The organism is Rudanella paleaurantiibacter (assembly GCF_009184635.1).
GTDB lineage: Bacteria > Bacteroidota > Bacteroidia > Cytophagales > Spirosomataceae > Rudanella > Rudanella paleaurantiibacter.
Genome location: NZ_WELI01000003.1, coordinates 621,416 through 639,384, shown reverse-complemented (window position 1 = coordinate 639,384; position 17,969 = coordinate 621,416). Strand labels below are relative to the sequence as shown.

Genomic DNA, 17,969 nt, shown 5'->3' with positions numbered 1-17,969 from the left:
TAGACTTATTTCCATTCTGAAGAGAAGTCTAACGTCTGGTGTCCAATATCTAATGTCCAGTACTGCACCAACTCGTAACTCCCATTAGTATCCCATAGCCGTGTTATCGGCTCGGGGGTCAGAGGCCCCTTCGAAACTGCCGTCGGGGCGCACCAGAATACAATCCATACGACCGAGGGTGTTGGTCAGACGTTCGAGAACGTAGCCCCGACTTTGCAGAATCTGCTCGGTTTTAGGGGTAAAAGCCCCGTTTTCAAAAGTCGTTTTGTCGGGTAGCCACTGATGATGAAACTTGAGCGCGTTTACGGCCTGCTGCATTGTCATGCCATGTTCAACCACGTTCAGAATCGTCTGAAACACCGATGTCATAATAGTTGAGCCGCCCGGCGTACCCACCACCATGTACAGCTTGCCCGCTTTTTCGAGAATCGTGGGCGTCATGCTCGACAGCATCCGTTTGCCGGGTGCAATGGCGTTGGCCGCGTTGCCCACCAGCCCGTACATGTTGGGCGTGCCGGGCTTTATACTGAAATCATCCATCTCGTTGTTCATCAGAAAACCGGCCCCGCCTACCACAACCCGGCTGCCGTAACCGCCATTGAGCGTGGTGGTAATGGCCACAGCGTTCCCCTCTTTGTCGACCACCGAGAAGTGGGTGGTTTCGAGGCTTTCAAAGCCGGGCAAGGTGCCCCCGCGAATATTCCGGCTGTCGGTGGCTTTGGCCCAGTTGAAGTCGGTCCAGCGCGATTTGAGGTAGAGGTAGCTTGTCAGTTCGGCTACGGGCACCTTCACAAAATCGGGGTCGCCCAAAAACTTGGCCCGGTCGGCATACACGCGTCGTTCGGCCTCAATCATGACCTGTACGGTGCTGTCGCGGTTCCAGCCCCAGCGCCGGAGCGGAAACGGTTCCACAAAACGCATCAGTTGCACCAGCGCAACCCCACCGCTCGACGTAGGGGGCATCGTGATGATATTCAAGTCTTTGTACGTGGCTTTGAGTGGGGTGCGCCAAACCGATTTGTAGTCGGCCAGGTCTTGCTCGGTAATGAGACCGCCCCCGCGCTGCATCTCAGCCGCCAGCAGCCGGGCGGTTTCGCCCCCGTAAAAACCGGCGCGGCCCTGTGCCTGAATCCGCCGTAGCGTTTGCCCCAGGTCGGTTTGCACAAGCCGTTCGTTGGCACGCCAGCGGGTAGTGTCGGTAGGGGCACCTTTCAGAAAATACGATTTGCCGGGATTGATTCGTAGCAGGTCTTGCCGGATACTGTTGAGGCCACGGGCGTCGCGCTCGGTGAGGGGAAAACCCCGCTCGGCGAGGTCGATGGCGGGTTGCAGCACCTGCGCCCAGCTTAACCGCCCAAACCGGCTGTGGGCCTGCACCATACCGTCGACGGAGCCCGGCACCCCACTGGCCAGATGTCCGCTAATGCTCAGACCCGGCCGTACGTTGCCTGCCGAATCGAGGTACATATCGCGGGAAGCCCGGCCGGGGGCTTTTTCGCGAAAATCGAGGGTATGGGCTTCACCGGCTTTGTCGCGATACACCAGAAACCCTCCGCCCCCCAGGTTGCCCGCGCCGGGGTACACCACCGCCAGGGCAAACTGCACGGCCACGGCCGCATCGACGGCATTACCGCCCGCTTTCAGAATCTCCAGACCCACGCGCGACGCTTCGGGGTGAGCCGTGGCCACCATACCGTTGCGCCCGGTAACGCCCATCCGGTCGGAGTAAAACGGTTTGAGCGTAGGGTCTTCGTCGCGGTATTGGTACACGCCCTGACTCTGGGATACCGTGCCCGACGAGCTGCGTGGGGCCGAGGTTTGGCAGGCCACCACGAGCGTCAGTAAGCCAATCGGAATGAATAATGATCGCATCATAGGGGCCAATATACGGAAAAGAAGCGCAGCCCCCGGCGCAAACAAAGGCCGTGGGAGTAGTACAAGTTTATTTTTCGACAGGATTACAGGATGTACAGGATTAACGCGAACTATGAGATTCTAACCCCGTTATACCTTAGCCTCATAGGGGTGGTATGTTTGTAGCTAAGTAGTTGTCATGTACTCTGGAGTGCCGTAGGTACGACACTTGAAGAGCCAACTTGGATAACATGCCGTGCCTACGGTACTCTCAAAAGCTAAAATCCGTACAGTGATCACATAATTCGCGTAGGATTATTTGGTTGTCTGTCAAATCATGTGGAGTCACTGGCATCGTGTGTAGCTCTGGCCTTCGGCCGGAGGGCCATTAGGCCAATTCTACGCTTTATTGGGCCTGGTGGCCCCTCCGGCCGAAGGCCAGAGCCGCACGCTGTCCACAAAAATTGACAGACAACCGATTATTTTTATGGAAGAAAATCCTGTATATCCTGTAATCCTGTCGAAAAAAGCTTCCGTCGAGCTTATCACAAAGAACTTGTCCTACACTCAAGGCCAGATGGCTGTCGACAAAGTGGGCTAAACTTCTATTTGTCCGGCTATTTTCTCAGTTTTACGAAAAAAACGCTTTCAGATGGCTACGGCCCGTCCACTATACCAACAACTCTCGCGCAATATCACGGCATATCCTCCTGAAGAGGCCCGCGAAATGGCGTTCATGCTGCTTGATCATTACTTTGGGTTTCGCAAAGCGGATGTGCTTGGCGACAAGCCCTTGCCGCCTAACCGCACCGAGCCCGACTGGTTTCGGATTCTGGAACGGCTCAACCGGCAGGAACCTATTCAGCACGTAATTGGGACCACCATTTTTTGCGGCCTCGAATTTGAGGTTTCGCCCGATGTGCTTATTCCCCGCCCCGAAACCGAAGACCTCGTGCGGCTTATCATGCACGACTTTGCCAACCGGATCGACGACCCGCTCGAAGCCCGGCCGGTTGAAGTGCTCGATATTGGCACCGGCAGCGGCTGTTTGGCCGTTACCCTCGCCCGTTTTCTGCCCTCGGCTCTGGTTACCGGCTGGGATGTGTCGGAGCAGGCCCTGACCCTCGCCCGGCGCAATGCCGAAAATCTGGGCGCGGCCGATGTGGTTTTCCAGATTCAGGATATTCTGAACGTACCTGCCGGCTTCGACCGGTCTTTTGACTGCATTGTGAGCAACCCGCCCTACGTGACTCGCTCCGAAGCCGCGCAGATGGACCGCAACGTATTGGAGTACGAGCCCGATTTGGCCTTGTTCGTTGACGATGCTGACCCGCTCATTTTTTACAAAGCCGTGGCCGATTTTGCCCGTAAGCATCTGACGCCGGGTGGGGCTTGCTATGTTGAAATCAACGAACGGTTTGGCGATGATACCCGTCGGGTGTTTGCCGACCGGGGCTTTACCAGCGTACAGGTGTACAAGGATATTCACGGGAAAGACCGCAGTGTGCGGGCGTCTCTTTAACTCCGGCTCGTCAGAGCGTCCCTCTTTTTATGCAAGCCACTCAATTTTCATATCATACCAAAATTCGTCAGGTGAGCGAAGAAGTAGGCCGGGTGGTCGTGGGGCAAGACCGGCTTCTGAACCGCCTGCTGATTGGCCTCTTTACGGGTGGGCATATTCTGCTCGAAGGGGTGCCGGGTCTGGCCAAGACGCTCACCATCAACACGCTGGCGAAGGTGTTGCAGCTCGATTTTCAGCGAATTCAGTTTACCCCCGACCTCTTACCCGCCGACCTGATCGGGACAATGATCTTTAACCAGCGAACGGCTGAGTTTGAGGTGAAACAGGGACCCATTTTTGCTAACCTCATTCTGGCTGACGAGATCAACCGCTCGCCCGCCAAGGTACAGTCGGCCCTGCTCGAGGCTATGCAGGAAAAACAGGTGACGATTGGTGAAGAGACCTTCCTGCTCGACCCGCCGTTTCTGGTACTGGCCACCCAAAACCCGGTGGAGCAGGAGGGAACTTACCCTCTGCCCGAAGCGCAGGTCGACCGGTTTATGATGAAGGTCTTTATTGATTACCTCTCCAAAGAAGATGAGTTGGAGGTGATGCGCCGGATGTCAGACATGAGTTTCGACTACGAGGTGCAGCCCGTGCTCGACCGAGACGATATCAGGGGAATCCGCAATGAGATCAACACGGTCAATATGTCCGAAACCCTTGAGCGGTACATTATCGAGCTGGTATTTGCCACCCGTCGACCCCTCGAATACGGCCTCCGCGACGAAGCCCGCTACCTGCAATACGGGGTTTCGCCACGGGCAAGTATCAACCTCAACCGGGCGGCCAAAGCCCTGGCCTACTTCGACCGGCGCGACTACGTGTTGCCCGAAGACATCAAAGAAGTAGCCCCCGACGTGTTTAACCACCGGATTATGCTCAATTACGAAGCCGAGGCCGATGGCGTCACCACCTCGCAGATTATCACCTCGATTCTGCGAAAAGTAGCGATTGGGCGGTAGGGGTTGATATTACGGCCTGAAATGGCTTCTGAATGTAACTATTGTACAGGTCACTCACTCAGCCGGAGTTGCATAATCTGAATAAACCGCCCTTCTGGGCCCGCTACGTACCGGTTATACACGAGCCGGTCGCCTTTGTTGGACCAAACCACACCGTTGATGGGCCGGGTTTCGTCGGTTGAGCGGGGGGTAAGTCGCGTAGCTTGCCCGCTACTCAGGTCGGTGATAAACACGCTGTTGTCGGCTGCGTAAGCCACCCGATTTCCGTCGGGGCTAAACGAAAACGGCGTCTGAATCGAGTGGGGCTGATGGGTGAGTTGCCGAATGGCCCCGCCGTTGGGCGATACGCCAAATACCTGCACCTGCTCGTTTTTATCCTTTGCCAGAAAGCCAATAAGCGTTCCGTCGGGTGTAGAGCGGAGCCAATGTCGAGGGCCTTCAATACCGCGTTCGGTAAACGTAATCCGGCGTTGAACGGCGCCAACGGGCGGGTTCGGGCGGGTGTTTGAAGTGCCTTCGAGGGGTTGGCCGGCTGCGGCAAGGGTGAGGTTGTCGGGCAGGTCGAGTACAAACACCTCGGTCACGGTCTGATTGGCCCCGTTGCGCACATTGCCCTGAAATGCCAACGCCCGATGTTGGCGGCTGCCGTCGGGACGGGTGTAGCCCGCTCTGCCAATCCAGGTCTCGTCGAAGGCCCGATTGATTTCGTCGCTGCCGGGCGTGGGGTTTTCGGTGACGCGCGTCACCACGGCCGCAAACCATTCTCCGCCAAAGGCATCGGCCCCGTTGTCGTTGGGCACTTTCACGGCCCGCACGGGTGCCATCACGCCCACCATACGGAGGTCGGCCACGGTTGGGTCCGAGGCTGCAAGCCGTTCCATCACTTCATCGTTGTACGTAAAGCTGACCCATTGGCCGTCGGCACTCCAGCCATGCGCGTGGGTACCGCCCCGCAACGCCCCGGCCGTAAACGGGGGCGCGGTGTTGCGTCCGTCCAGAAAATGAGGGTTGCCGGGCTTCTGCGTATCAATCAGAACACCGGTGCGCCGGGTCATGGCGTAGGGCAACTGGGCGTCGGCGTTGCGGAGCCCGTGCAGAAATAGCACCTGCGCCTGCGTGGGCGAGAACGTAACGGCCCCCGCGCCCGGCCCATGCGGGGTTTGATTAGGGGTTTGGTACAGCAGCCGGTCTTCGCCTGTATGCACGTTGACCATACGGATACAGCAGGTTTGCCCCAGGTTGGAGTCGACGTTGCGGGTATCGTACACCAGCCACGCATCATCGGGCGAAAACACTTGTATGTGGTTCAACGTGTGGCCGTGGGGGGCGTGGGTTAGCTGTGTTTCGGGCGGCATTCGGAACGGTCGACTGGCGAGTAGTAGAAAAAGCAAAAGTAGCCCGCCCGTGAGGGCTTGCCAAACGGAAGCAAACGCGGGGGGCTTCACACTCATGCGGGTTGTTGCATCAAGACGGGTTCGATGGACAGGTCAGCTTCCAGTTGGGCCAAATCGCGGAGCATGGCATCGACGCGGGTGCAGAGGTCGGGCGTGAGCCGGTCTACTTTCCGGCGTGTGTACAGGCTGATGGGGAGTCCGCGTTTCTGTAGGCTGTACTTCGCCAGGGTGGGGTAGGCCGTATGCACCAGGTCCATGGTGCTGTTCAGAAACTGCTGCACCCGTTTTACGGCTTTCTGCTGCGTAGGGTCGTTGTAATGGTTACAGAGCCAGACAATCAGTTCGGGGTACATATTGCCCTGAATGCACGACAGCCCGGCGGCCCCGGCCTTGAGCGACGATACTGCGTTGACCATGTAGGCATCGTATAGCCCAAACGGGTAGCCCTGTGCCACCGTCAACCGCCGATTTACTTCGGCCAGGTCGAGGCAGGTGTCTTTGTGGTAGATCAGCCGCCCGGTAGGCAGAATGTCGGCCAGAATGTCGGGGGTGATGAGTCGTTTGTACGGCACCGGGCATTCGTACATGCCGAGCGGTACGCCCTCGGTTTGGTCGATGAGTTGATGCAACCGGTCCAGAAACACCGCGTCGGACTCTTCGGGTGAGGCCAATTGGCTCGTAATCACAATCACGGCCTGTACGCCGGTATCGTAAATGCGTTTTACAAAATCGGCCTGCACGGCAATGGGGCCGCCAAACGTGCCGGTCGATACAACGGGCACCCGGCCGTTGGCCCTATTAACTACCTGCCGGGTGATGGTGATGCGCTCAAAGCCTGTCAGCTCGTACATCTCGCTCGAAAGGCAGTTGGCAAAGAGGCCGGCCGCCCCGGTTTGCAGGTAAAAATCGGTGAGCGTAGCCAGACCCGGCAGGTCGACCGCGCCCGAATCGGTAAACGGGGTCAGCATGACCGGCACAAAGCCGCGCGGTAACGAAGAAGGAGGAGGGGTCATAGGTATAGGGGGAATGAGCGGATTAGTAATGGATAATGAACAATGGACAATGAGCAATGAACAATGAACTGGATACTGGCTCGATGGGGGTAACGCAAACCTGAGTATCAGCGCGAATATTGGAATATTGGCCACCGGAATGCCGGCCACTAAAAACGATAAACCAAAAACCCCAAACCCCTACACCGAAGCGGTTGTCTGGGGCTCGGTGGTTTGGGTTTGGGTGCCGCGCCCGCGCAGACGGGTTAGCAGCAGGCCCGTCAGGAAGAGCGTAAGCGTACCCACCACCATAATCATGTTAGGGTGTAGCGGGCTGCGTAATTGCGCCATCGAGTCGGGGAGTTGGGCCGAAAGCGTCATCCAGACAATCACCAGCACGCCCACGATGGTAGCAATCAGAGCCTCGGCGTTGCGGGTAGTTCGGGAAATAATCCCCAGCAGAAACAGCCCCAGCATACCGCCCGCAAAAATGCCCGACAGCATCCACCAGATGTCGAGGACGCTTTTCACACCAATCATGGCAATGCCCGTAAACATACCCAGCACCCCAAACACCGTAGTGGCTATGTACAGTACCCGCAGCGATTGTTTGTCGGTCAGGGCACCCGACACGTACCGCTGGTAAATGTCGACGGAGAAAACCGTAGCCGACGCATTCATGCCTGAGCTGATGGTGCTCATAGCCGCCGACATAATGGCCGCCACAATGAGCCCTACCATCCCCGCCGGTACCTTGTTGACCATAAAATGCGGCATCACTTTATCACCTACGTCGGCCATACTCAGCGTAGCCGCGAGTTGGCGGATGGCGTCGGGGGGGGCACCGGGCAAACGCTCGGTAGCCACCTGCATTCTGACGGCATTGAGCAGGTCGGGGTTGGCCTGATAGTAAGCATACAGGCTCGACCCCAGGAAAAAGAACAGTAACGAGATAGGTACGTACAGGTACACGCACAGCCAAACCGATTGGCTGGCTTCGCGCACCGAAGCCGTGGTGTGGTATCGCTGCACGTAGTTTTGGTCCATCCCGAAGTTGTTCAGGTTCATGAAAAAGCCGTAGAGCAACACGACCCAAAACGTAGCCTGCGTAAAATCAGGGGCGAAACTGCCCAGGCTAAACTTGTCGTTGGCCTGACCAACCTCCACAATCTTCGACAACCCGCCGGGCATACCATCCACTACCAACCACAAAATCAGCATGGCCCCGGCGGTCTTGATGACACCCTGCGCTACTTCGGTCCAGATCACGGCTTCCATACCGCCCAGCACGGTGTAGAAAATAATGCAGCTCCCCACCACCAGCATAATGGTGGCCATGGGGTAGCCGGTAAGGGCTTGCAAACTGAGTGCAATCCCGAAAAAGATGGAGCCCATCCGCGCCAGCTGCGTGAGCAGAAAACACACCACGGCGTAAGTACGGGCCCAGGCCCCAAACCGGTGTTCGAGGTGCGTGTAGGCCGATACCTCGCCCGTGCTGCGGTAAAACGGAATAAAAAACCGCGTGGCTACCCAGGCCGCCAGCGGCATAGACAGGCTAAACACAAACGAATTCCAGTTGGAGCCGAAGGCTTTGCCCGGCACGCCCAGAAACGTGTTGCTGCTCAGAAACGTGGCGTAAATGGACAGGCCAATGGCCCATCCCGGAATTTTGCCCGAAGCGGTTGTAAACTGGTCGGCGTTCTGGTTTTTGCGGGAAAAGTAAATACCCACGGCTACCATCCCGACCAGATAGGCCGCTATGATACTCAGGTCTATGATTGGCAGTGTCTTCATTTCAGGAATACCTCGTCATTATCGGTCAAAAACATGCGGGTACTTTCGGTGTACGTGCCGCCATTGGGGGCCTTGTATTTCAGGTCCACGTAAAAGGCACGGTAGCCACTGCCCGGAAAGGCTTCGGTCAGGTTTATTTTGGCCTGATTGCTGATACCCAACGATTTGCCTGCCCATTTTTCGTCCTGAAAAATCCGGTCGGTTGAGGTAGCCGACCACACCGTAACGTCCTGAAGCGCATCGGGCGTAGCGGTCAGGGTTAGGTTTACGCCTGTCTTGGTGGGGGTTACGGTCCATTGGCAGGCGGGGTACGGCTTTTTGCTCAGGGTGGTTCCGAAAAAGGCACTGAGGGCGCCGAGGGCCTGCCGCTTGTCGCCGAGGTCGTGGCCCACGTTGGGTACGTAGTGGATAAAGTTCTGCCCCGGAATCTCACCAATGTAATGCTTCACGGCATCCACGGTCCAGTACTCGTCGTTGGTGCCCATAAAGAGCATTTTGGGCATGGTGAGTTTCTGCCGATAGGCGTAGGGGTCAATCATTTCGGTGACGGCGCTCCCCGACTTGCTGTGTACCGTTTGCGGAATTTCGAGTTTTACGTAATCTTCAATTTGCTCGCTGTACTTGTTCCAGCTTTTCATCTGGTAGTCGAGGTTCACGGGCATGTTCAGAATATCAATCACCATCGGGGCAATGGCTACCACCCGCTTGTCGCTCGCACCGGTGAGCCAGGTGGTCCAGCCGCGTTTCGAAGCCCCCGACACCACAAAACCATTGATAGGTTTCTGGAGCGTTTTGGTCGAAAACTCCTGCATGGCGTCCATGGCCCGCACGGCACTTTTCACCATCGGAAACAGTAGTGGCCAGCTGTAGTCGCCATCTTTTTTGAACTGATGGAGGGTGTACGAGATGAGGGCGTCTTCGGTCAGGTTGTCGTACAACGGTTGGTTGGGGGTTTGGCGCAGTACGGCCACAACGGCCTTGTTGCCCGTAGCGACCGCGCTCATGGCCCGGTTAAACCCATCTTCGCGCCCATTCCAACGGGGCTCGCCTTCTTTAATAGAGCCGCCCGTGATAAAGAGCATAGCCTCCGTATGCTGCACCTCTTTGGGCACCAGAATCGTGAGCTGATGTTTCCAGATGTGGTTGCGCCAGTTCTGAGAGGTCAGCAAAATTTCGTAAGCCGTAATATCGCCGTAGGTGTACGAGTCTTTCTGCTGCCACGCAAAGGTTTGGTCGCCATTGCGGAGGTAACTTTCGAGGGCTGTCGACGGTGTGATTTTGGGTTTGGGTGCCGGCCGGTCGAACGCAAAAAGCGCTACCAGCAGGCACCCCAGAATAGACAGGCGTAAGGGATTCAGGTTCATGGTTTACATTGGTTTTAGGAATCGGTTCATGGCTGGAAATGGCTTACCGGTACGCATCGGCAGCAGGGGCGTTGGCAATCAGCTTGAGGGCTTCGTCCATAAAAATCTCGGCCGTGTTTTCGCCTAAGCTCGTGCGACTGATGTAGTCATAACGCCGGAAGCTCCTGAAATCTACTTTTGTGAGCATATAGCCGAATGCATCGTTGGTCAACCCAAACAGCATGGGGGCCGAAGAACGCATTTGCCGCTTCAGGTAAAAGCCGATATTGGGCAGTGCTTCGCCCGGAATGGTGAGCACCTGTGCCGTGCCAACCGTGAGCAGATTGACCTGCGCGGCTACCTTGTCGCCGGGCAAAACGGGGTACTTCAGGGGCGAATTTTTGACAATGTATTTCATCACGTCTGACTCAATCGGAAACGTAACCGATCGGGTGGTGCAGCTAAGCGACGGATTGGTTTGCGCCGGGGCCGGCTCAATAATCCGTAGGGCTTCGTCGGCCAGCAGTTCGCCAATGCGGGTACATTCTTCCCAGGTGTTGGCTTCTTTGCCCTCAGGGCGCCGGTTGTCGGCCGTGACCATGCCGCCCTGTGCGCCGTTGACAAACAGGGCCACACCGCCCACTTTGGCCTCAATTCGGTCGTACAGCGGACCGCAGAGGTCGGGGCTCAGAATACCCCGGCCCGACCCAATCACTTCGGGGTGAATGGCGTAGTTTACTAGGGTCGCAATGGGCTTGCCCACGTTCGGGCCGGTGGTTGCCAGCGCCTGTATGACCCCACAGCGCGGATCGTAGAGGTCGGGGGCGTAGTAGTTGTAGGCAATCTGCCCTTTGGCTTCGCCCACGGCCACGCGCAGGGTTGCCGGGCGGAGGTTGGCGCGGGCTTCGTTGACGGCCTCGGCCATGGCGCGCACGCAGCGGTCGAGGTAGGGCATGTCGGCAAATGATTGCCCTTTTTCGTTCGGGAAGGCGTAGGCATCGGGGCCGCTATGGGTGTGGGTAGCCGCAATGAGTATGTTTTCGGGCTGAATCCCCTGAATCAGTGCTCGCGCCTTGTTGCCCAACACCGAGGGCCAGCCCAGATTATCAATGCTAACGATGGCAACGCGGGTGCCGTTTTTTTCAAACACCACGGCCCGCACCCACAGGTCGCCCTGTTTGCGGGTGGCCGGTTGGGGGGTACCAATCCCACCCGAAACGGGCAACAGAGGCTCCGGGGTAATGAGCCGACGGGCAGCCCCAGCCTGAAAACCCTGCGCGTTGGCCCCCAGACTCAACAGGCAGGCTATGAAACAGACAATCCACGTTCGCATACAAATAGAATGGGTAATAAGTGAATGAATAATGTAAAATGTATAATGAACAATTATATTATCTGCTGATAATCAGCTATATTATTGTACATTTTACACTGTTCATTATACATTTAATTCTGTCTGACTACTTAGATACTGAATAATGGGTAATGGATAATGACTACAAAAAGCAGAAAGGGGGGACCAGACAAAAAAGAACTCAAAGCCGCCCCTGGATACAATAAGGTCGACTTTGAGATCCCCCCTCCCAAGTTTAAGGAGGGGGTAAGGGGGGGATAATCTGCCTACCAGGGCTTGCCGGTGCCTTGTACGACCCACGGCTTCGACCAGGCACTGTTTTTCCCGTCTGACTGGGAGTTGGTAGTCATTTCGAGTTTTTCGATGGCGGCTGCCGAGTTGGCCTTGTTGAGGTTCAGCTCGTCGCGCATGTAGTAAAACCGGAGCGGAATGGCTTTGCGCTTGGCCGCCGGCCCTGAACTGAGCGCGGGCAGGCCCGTCCGGCGGTAGTCGAACCACGACTCGGTGGCGCTCGTCCAGCTGGCAATCCACTTCTGACCCATCACCTGCGCCAGCGTGCCATCGTAGGCAACGCCTTTCTGGGCAATAAATGCGTTGTAGCTGCTGGCAAGGCCCCAAGCCGTAAGCGAAGCCCGTACACCTGCTTCGTAATGCGTTTTGGCGTCGCCCACAGACCACCCTTTCTGGGCGGCTTCGGCCAGAATAAACCGAACCTCAGCAGCCGATATAAGCCGGGCTTTGAGCAAGGTACCCTTCGCCTGCATGTAAATCTCGTTGAGGTACGATACGTGCGGGTTCACCGATGTTTGGCCGGGCGTGGGGTTGAAGTTGTACGTCGACGGAAGCTGCGAAACGCTCGCGGGCAGGCCTACGTAGTTCGGGTCGGTATCAATCGGGGTGTTGCCCACCTTATCGGGCGAGAGTAACCGGATTCCGTTCACAATCTTATCGGTACCAGCGGGCAGGGTGGCATCTACCGATAGCGGCACCTCTACTTTCTTGGCCCAGATAGCCAGACGTGGGTCATTGGTAGCCTGCATGGGTTTAACGAGCGTAGCCCCCATTTTAATCCGGCGGTAGTTGCTGCCGCTGATGTCGAATACCGTATTCGATGGCCAGGCATCGTTGGCGTTGTTTCCCACGTAAGCCATGGTCGCATCGGCCGAGGCATCGTCGATAATGGGGTTTTGCGCCAGGTTAGCCATAATCTTCTCGATACCCGCCTTGGCTATATCGGGCTGCTTGGCCGAAATCCGCATGAAATACCGGAGCCGGAGCGAGTTGGCGAATTTTTGCCACTTGGTGGGGTCGCCGGCGTAGTACACATCTACGTTCTCAACAATGCTGGAGTAGGCACTTTTGGGTTTCGAGAGCAGGGTATTGGCTTTTTCCAGATCGGCCAGAATACCCGCGTAAATCGTACCCTGATCGTCGTACTTGGGTGCAATATATTCGGTGCCCCCCTGCTCGCCCTTGAGCGCATTGGTGTAGGGGGCATCGCCCCAAAGGTCGGCAATAAGACCAAACAGGTACGACTTCATGACGAGAGCCACGCCCTGCTGAAACTCCAGATTTTGCTCCACGGCGCGTTTGTACAGGAGTTCGTTATTGCGGAGTTGGTCGTAGTACGGAGTCCAGCTTTGGTCGCCACCCCAGTCGTAGTCGTTATGCCCGTTGAACCAGGCATCTTTCTGGGTGTGCTGCACCACGCCGGCAATATCCTGAAACCCTAAGTTGGTGTACAGTTTGGCCGTTTCGGTAAGCACGGTGGGCATAATCAGGTTGGGGTTTACGGCCCCGGCCTGCACACCATTGGGGTTCACGTTGAGTTCGGTGAGGTCTTTGCACGAAACCAGCAGCGTCGTCAGAATACCCAGGCAGGCTATTATTTTTTTCGATTGCGTTTTCATGAGGTACGTGATTTTGGGTTGGTCGTTGTACACTGTACAGCGTACATTCATTTAGAACGTGAGACCCAGTTTGAAACCGACCGGAATAACCCAGGGGGTTACGTTGTAGCGCTCAATACCCTGCTTAAACTGGGTACCGGCCTGCGTACCGGCTTGCGGCTGAAACGCCATTTCGGGGTCGATGTTGATTTTGGCGGCCGTCCAGAGAATGATGTTGCGGCTGTACACCGAAACGTTGGCGTTTTGCAAACCAATCGACTTCACGAAGCGGGCAGGCAATTCGTAACCGAGCGACACTTCGCGCAGCTTCACAAACGAAGCATCGAACATAGCCGCCCGCGTGAAATCCCAGGGGTAGTTGTCGCCGTAGGGAATAATGCGGGTGCCCGTGCCACCGAGGTTTTCGACATAGCCTGTAATGTTGCCCTTGGCGTCGTACTGCGCAATAACGCCGGGGTTAAACACGCCGTAGGGGTACGTTTTGCCACCAAACTCAAACGGGTAGCCGCCGTAGTCGGCCGTAGGACCACCCACAATCGGGAAGCGGTTGCCGTTGATGCGGATGTACTCGTCGGCGTTCTCAACCAGCCAGTTACGAAGGGCGTCGCCCGTGCGTCCGTTGGGGTTAATAAGGTTGTCGAGGAACCGCTGCGAGCGCAGATCCGACTCCATGTACCGGTAGGTTTGCGACACAAAATCGCCCCCGGCCCGCCAGTCGAGTGAGAGGTTCAGGCTGAAACCCTTGTACGAAACTGAGCTTTGGGCGCCCAGAATAAAATCGGGGTTGAAATTACCAATCTTGTTTTTGCTGGTGCTGGCGCTGCGGGCCTGCCACGAGCCATCGTTGTCGAGAATGGGGTAGCCGAAATACGGCGACTTCTCGTCGGTGACGGTCACGATTTGGGCGTCGTAAATATCCCCAACCTTATCGCCTACGTAGGTCCAGGCTCCACCCTTGGCGTCGGTCCAGAGGGTGTAGAAGGGCAGCCCGTCGGCCAGTTCTTTAATCCGCGTTATGTTGCGGGTAAAGTTGGTGGTCAGATCCCAGCGCAGCCCGCCTTTGTCCCAGAGCGTACCGCCGAGCGAGAGCTCAACCCCCCGGCTTTCGAGCAGGCCAGCGTTGATATTTTTGGTTGTAAAGCCCGACGATGGCGCAATTTGAGTCGGAATAATCTGGTTCCGGTTGTTCGAGACGTAGTACGTACCGGCAAACCGCAGCCGGTTGCGGAACATGTTGTAATCAATACCAACCTCGTACGACGTCGCGATTTCGGGCTTCAGATCGGGGAGCAGAATAGCCCCCGGCTTGTTCAGTCGGGTAATGCCGTTCCAGGCACCCGCATCGCCCAGAGTGGGGTAGAGGCTGTACGGGTTGGCATCGTTACCTACCTGCGCTACGCCCGCCCGTACCTTAAACAGGTCGACGTTTTTGAGGGGCACCATCTCGTTGATGAGCATGCTGAGCGAGGCCGAGGGGTAAAAATACGACCGGTTGCTGACCGGCAGCGTGCTCGACCAGTCGTTGCGGGCGGTCAGGTCGAGGTAAATCATGTCTTTATACCCAAAGTTAGCCGTGCCGTACACGCTGTAAATAGCCCGGCGGAACAGGTAGTTGCTGTATTGCAGGTTGTTGGGCGCGATGTTCTGAATCGTAAACAGACCCGGAATAATCAGGCCGGCCCGGTTGAGGCTGCTCGTGCTGATGTCCGACGACTCGGAGTAGCGGTTGTTACCCCCGGCCGAAATCACCATGCTCAAGTCGCCCAGGCGCTTGTTGTAAGTGGCCAGGAAGTCGGCGTTGCGCTCGTAGCGTTTGAGGTTGATGACCCCGTAGGCTCCGTTGGGCTCGCCCGTGTAGCTCCGGGCAATTTTGGTTTGCCGCTGCTCGCTGTAGGTATCCAGCGCGTAGCGGGCCATCAGTTTAATGTCGGGGGTGAGTTGCCACTCGGCTTTCAGGTTACCAAACAGACGGTCGCGCACGAAGCTGTTATTAACCTCGTAGGCCAGAAAATACGGGTTGTTGTAGTTGGCCGGGCTTTGCGACCGCTGCTGCAAGCCTTCGCGGCCGGGCACCCAGTAGTCGCGTAGCTCGTTGATGTCGATGTGCGACCCTACGGCGTAGGCCCACTGCATGGGGTTGGTGCCGCGCTCGCCCGCCGGTCGGTTGTTGGAGTTGTTCCGGCTAAAATCGAGGTTGGTGCTCAGAGTCAGCTTATTATTGACGCGCAGGGCGGTGCTGACGGCCAGGGTGTTTTTGAACAGGTCGGAGTTGGGAATAATGCCCCGGCTGCTCATGTTGGCGTACGACAGCCGGTAGGTCACTTTCTCGGAGTTGTTCGAGATCGAGATACCGTTGGAGCTGGTAATGCCCGTCTGCACAAAGTCGCGCACGTTGTTGGGGTGCGACACCAGCGGGGTCGGTATTTTTTTGCCGTCGGGACCCACGGGGCTGTTCCACTGAATGGCGCTGTAGCCCCGGTCGAGTTCGGGGCCTACACCCCCGGCCGAGCTTTCGTCGATGGTCAGGATACCACCGGTGTAGGGGTTGGCTGTGGGCGTAAAGGGTAGAATCCCCGTGGCAAACCGGCTCGATGTTTTCAGGAACCGGTACGGCTGATCGAACACTGTGTTTGAGGTGAGCGAAACGGTCATTTTCTGCGACTTTGAGCCGCTTTTGGTTGTGATCAGAACCACACCATTGCCTGCCCGTGAGCCGTAGAGGGCAGCCGCGCTGGGGCCTTTCAGAATCGAGATGTTTTCGATGTCTTCGGGGTTGATGTCTGAAATGGCGTTGCCGTAGTCGACCCGGTTGTCGTTACCAATCTGACTCACGTTGTTAAGTGTATTGGCAATGGGCACACCATCTACCACAAACAGCGGCTGGTTATCCGTATTGAGCGATTTGGCCCCCCGGATAATCATGCTCACCGACGATCCCGTGGGGCCCGTCGAGCTGATTTGTACCCCCGGCACTTTACCGGCGAGCGAGTTCAGGATGTTCTCCTGCGCTACCCGGCTGAGGTCTTTACCCTGCACCTCGCTCACGGCATAGCCCAGCGAGCGGGCTTCGCGCTTGATACCGAGGGCTGTAACTACTACTTCGTTGAGTACTTCGCTGTTTTCGACCAGCCCCACGTTGATAACCGACTGGTTGCCAACCAGGATTTCCTGCGTTTTGTGGCCGATAAACGAAAATACCAGCACGGCGTTGTTGTCGGAAACCGTAATCGAGTACTGCCCTTTCTGGTCGGTCACGGTACCCATCTGTGTACCTTTAATGAGCACATTGGCCCCCGCAATGGGCTGGCTGTTGGTGGCCAGGGTTACGGTGCCTGTAATGGTGCGGGCGGCTTTGGTACGAGCCGGGCTACCAGCCAGCACCTGAGCCGAGCAAACGACCGCTACCATACCGATAGCCAGCGCATGCCTGAGCATGAGGAGAAGCGTAAAGATTGATTTCATGTCTACTTTGTCTGTGAAAGGTTCGGTAATGCCACTCTAAAAGGCGCTAATAGGCTCGGCAAAGAGCCCCCGGTCGGTCGCAGTGGGCGGCCAACAGTCAGTTGCGTTTATCCGGTTGTTTGGGTAGGAGCGGGCGGAGGGCCCTGTTGCTCAATGAGGGTTTTGAAAAAAGTCTCCAGCACGTCCGAATACGCCTGCAGGTCGTCGGGGTGATGGAGGCCGGCCAACAATTGGTTTAGTTCATCTACCGACAACCGATTGTGGATCAGTTGCTCCATCAGGTAGCTGCTGTCGGGCTTCTGCATCCTGTTCGTCCGTTAGTCAGTTTGCCTATACTACTGGACGCCCTTGCGAAAAGACTACTGATATATTGAATATTTACCCAGCGTGGGCTACGAGATGGCTACGTCGACGGTGTCGCGCAGGAGCTGACGGGCCTTGACCAACTGGTTTTTGACCGTGTTCTTCGAAATGCGCAACAACTCGGCTATTTCTCCGTACGATTTTCCTTCTTCGATGCTCAGGAGCAGGATGGCCTTTCGGCGGTGCGAGAGCCCATCGATAGCCGTTTGCAAACGCTGCACCCGGGCCTCTTCGTCGGCCGTGTCTTCGTCGCGGAAGGTTTCCATACGCTCCAGATACCGCTGTTTAAACTGCTGGCTTTTTTCAACCTGCTTCAGGTAATCGAAGGTCAGGTTGCGCAGGCAGGTAAACAGAAACGAATTGAAGTTGAGGTCGGGATTGATCGACGCGCGCCGTTCCCACAACTTCACAAACAGATCATGTACCATGTTTTCGGCCTCGTCGCGGTCTTTGAGCAGATGCAGGCAGAACTTCAGGGCTGGCGTCCGATAAGTGCGGTAAAGCTGAGCAAACGCAGCCTGATCGCCATGGACAACATGACCAATAAGAGTTCGGGTAGCGAGGTCGACAGTCATGGAAAGAAAAGGTAAGGGTTCAGCAGAATAGTTAACAAAATAATAATACAAGCCTGTTGTCGGGCAGTGTATTTTATATTGTTTTAAGGGTTTAGGTCAAAATTAAATTGGGTGTATCTGGCTTAGGATCAAACAAATATAGAGGGTTTGGTTCGGACGGATTTTCGCACTTTGCGTAAAAATACCCTCTATTTGCGCAGAATATTAATTGGTGTATGCGTTCAGAGAAGGCTTTTTCGACCGCAACCGATTGGTTGAACGAATGTTGGTAAAGGATAAAAAATTCCTTTTTTGTTAATAGCCTAATCCGTCTGGCCTGGCGTATAACCTACAACATAGTTTGTAGCCGGAGCTATTGTCCGGCCATGCCCGGCGGGTAGTAAGCTGGGCGCGGGTCTGCTC

The 17,969-nt window shown here is 56.3% G+C and carries 12 protein-coding genes; 2 read left to right on the top strand and 10 right to left on the bottom strand.

Features of this window, described 5'->3' with window-relative positions:
• Positions 1-84 precede the first annotated feature (84 nt).
• The gene (gene ggt / locus F5984_RS11160) at positions 85-1,875 is read right to left on the bottom strand and encodes a gamma-glutamyltransferase (RefSeq protein WP_152124319.1); all 1,791 of its coding nucleotides are present in this window, start codon (positions 1,873-1,875) and stop codon (positions 85-87) included.
• Positions 1,876-2,506: 631 nt separating this feature from the next.
• Between ggt and prmC the strand changes: the two genes are divergently transcribed.
• Positions 2,507-3,376, top strand: a complete 870-nt coding sequence (prmC, locus tag F5984_RS11155) for a peptide chain release factor N(5)-glutamine methyltransferase (RefSeq protein ID WP_152124318.1) — start codon at positions 2,507-2,509, stop codon at positions 3,374-3,376.
• 29 nt (positions 3,377-3,405) lie between these two features.
• A complete protein-coding gene (locus F5984_RS11150) occupies positions 3,406-4,380 on the top strand; it encodes an AAA family ATPase (RefSeq protein ID WP_019990222.1) in 975 nt (324 codons plus the stop codon).
• A 50-nt stretch (positions 4,381-4,430) separates the two neighbouring features.
• Here the strand turns inward: F5984_RS11150 and F5984_RS11145 are convergent, their stop codons facing one another.
• The 9 genes from F5984_RS11145 to F5984_RS11105 all read right to left on the bottom strand — a co-directional run bounded on the left by F5984_RS11145 (position 4,431) and on the right by F5984_RS11105 (position 17,567).
• Entirely contained in the window at positions 4,431-5,831 is a 1,401-nt protein-coding gene (locus tag F5984_RS11145) for a DUF3748 domain-containing protein (RefSeq protein WP_246168916.1), read from the bottom strand.
• Positions 5,828-6,787, bottom strand: a complete 960-nt coding sequence (locus tag F5984_RS11140; RefSeq protein WP_152124317.1) for a dihydrodipicolinate synthase family protein — start codon at positions 6,785-6,787, stop codon at positions 5,828-5,830. Before F5984_RS11140 ends, F5984_RS11145 begins: the two co-directional genes overlap by 4 nt.
• Before the next feature lie 180 nt (positions 6,788-6,967).
• On the bottom strand, positions 6,968-8,560 hold the full coding sequence (locus F5984_RS11135; RefSeq protein ID WP_152124316.1) for a sodium:solute symporter: 1,593 nt from the start codon (positions 8,558-8,560) through the stop codon (positions 6,968-6,970).
• Positions 8,557-9,924 carry a PhoPQ-activated pathogenicity-related family protein gene (locus tag F5984_RS11130; protein WP_152124315.1) on the bottom strand — a complete coding sequence of 456 codons (1,368 nt, stop codon included), beginning with the start codon at positions 9,922-9,924 and terminating at the stop codon, positions 8,557-8,559. Before F5984_RS11130 ends, F5984_RS11135 begins: the two co-directional genes overlap by 4 nt.
• 43 nt (positions 9,925-9,967) lie before the next feature.
• Complete coding sequence (locus F5984_RS11125; protein WP_152124314.1) at positions 9,968-11,236, bottom strand: hypothetical protein; 1,269 nt, start codon at positions 11,234-11,236, stop codon at positions 9,968-9,970.
• A gap of 287 nt (positions 11,237-11,523) precedes the next feature.
• The gene (locus F5984_RS11120) at positions 11,524-13,167 is read right to left on the bottom strand and encodes a SusD/RagB family nutrient-binding outer membrane lipoprotein (protein ID WP_152124313.1); all 1,644 of its coding nucleotides are present in this window, start codon (positions 13,165-13,167) and stop codon (positions 11,524-11,526) included.
• A 51-nt stretch (positions 13,168-13,218) separates the two neighbouring features.
• Positions 13,219-16,575 (bottom strand): SusC/RagA family TonB-linked outer membrane protein, encoded by a 3,357-nt coding sequence (locus tag F5984_RS11115; RefSeq protein ID WP_185155495.1) that lies wholly within the window; start codon positions 16,573-16,575, stop codon positions 13,219-13,221.
• Between the two features lie 161 nt (positions 16,576-16,736).
• The gene (locus tag F5984_RS11110; RefSeq protein WP_019990237.1) at positions 16,737-16,934 is read right to left on the bottom strand and encodes a hypothetical protein; all 198 of its coding nucleotides are present in this window, start codon (positions 16,932-16,934) and stop codon (positions 16,737-16,739) included.
• A gap of 87 nt (positions 16,935-17,021) precedes the next feature.
• Entirely contained in the window at positions 17,022-17,567 is a 546-nt protein-coding gene (locus tag F5984_RS11105; RefSeq protein WP_152124312.1) for an RNA polymerase sigma factor, read from the bottom strand.
• Positions 17,568-17,969: the final 402 nt, after the last annotated feature.

What these genes read in the sequence shown, in the direction of transcription:
- F5984_RS11125 (WP_152124314.1), bottom strand. Translation starts at nt 11,236, where the DNA reads ATGCGAACGTGGATTGTCTGTTTCATAGCCTGCCTGTTGAGTCTGGGG.
- F5984_RS11150 (WP_019990222.1), top strand. Translation starts at nt 3,406, where the DNA reads ATGCAAGCCACTCAATTTTCATATCATACCAAAATTCGTCAGGTGAGC.
- ggt (WP_152124319.1), bottom strand. Translation starts at nt 1,875, where the DNA reads ATGATGCGATCATTATTCATTCCGATTGGCTTACTGACGCTCGTGGTG.
- F5984_RS11120 (WP_152124313.1), bottom strand. Translation starts at nt 13,167, where the DNA reads ATGAAAACGCAATCGAAAAAAATAATAGCCTGCCTGGGTATTCTGACG.
- F5984_RS11145 (WP_246168916.1), bottom strand. Translation starts at nt 5,831, where the DNA reads ATGAGTGTGAAGCCCCCCGCGTTTGCTTCCGTTTGGCAAGCCCTCACG.
- F5984_RS11140 (WP_152124317.1), bottom strand. Translation starts at nt 6,787, where the DNA reads ATGACCCCTCCTCCTTCTTCGTTACCGCGCGGCTTTGTGCCGGTCATG.
- F5984_RS11135 (WP_152124316.1), bottom strand. Translation starts at nt 8,560, where the DNA reads ATGAAGACACTGCCAATCATAGACCTGAGTATCATAGCGGCCTATCTG.
- prmC (WP_152124318.1), top strand. Translation starts at nt 2,507, where the DNA reads ATGGCTACGGCCCGTCCACTATACCAACAACTCTCGCGCAATATCACG.
- F5984_RS11115 (WP_185155495.1), bottom strand. Translation starts at nt 16,575, where the DNA reads ATGGTAGCGGTCGTTTGCTCGGCTCAGGTGCTGGCTGGTAGCCCGGCT.
- F5984_RS11110 (WP_019990237.1), bottom strand. Translation starts at nt 16,934, where the DNA reads ATGCAGAAGCCCGACAGCAGCTACCTGATGGAGCAACTGATCCACAAT.
- F5984_RS11130 (WP_152124315.1), bottom strand. Translation starts at nt 9,924, where the DNA reads ATGAACCTGAATCCCTTACGCCTGTCTATTCTGGGGTGCCTGCTGGTA.
- F5984_RS11105 (WP_152124312.1), bottom strand. Translation starts at nt 17,567, where the DNA reads ATGACTGTCGACCTCGCTACCCGAACTCTTATTGGTCATGTTGTCCAT.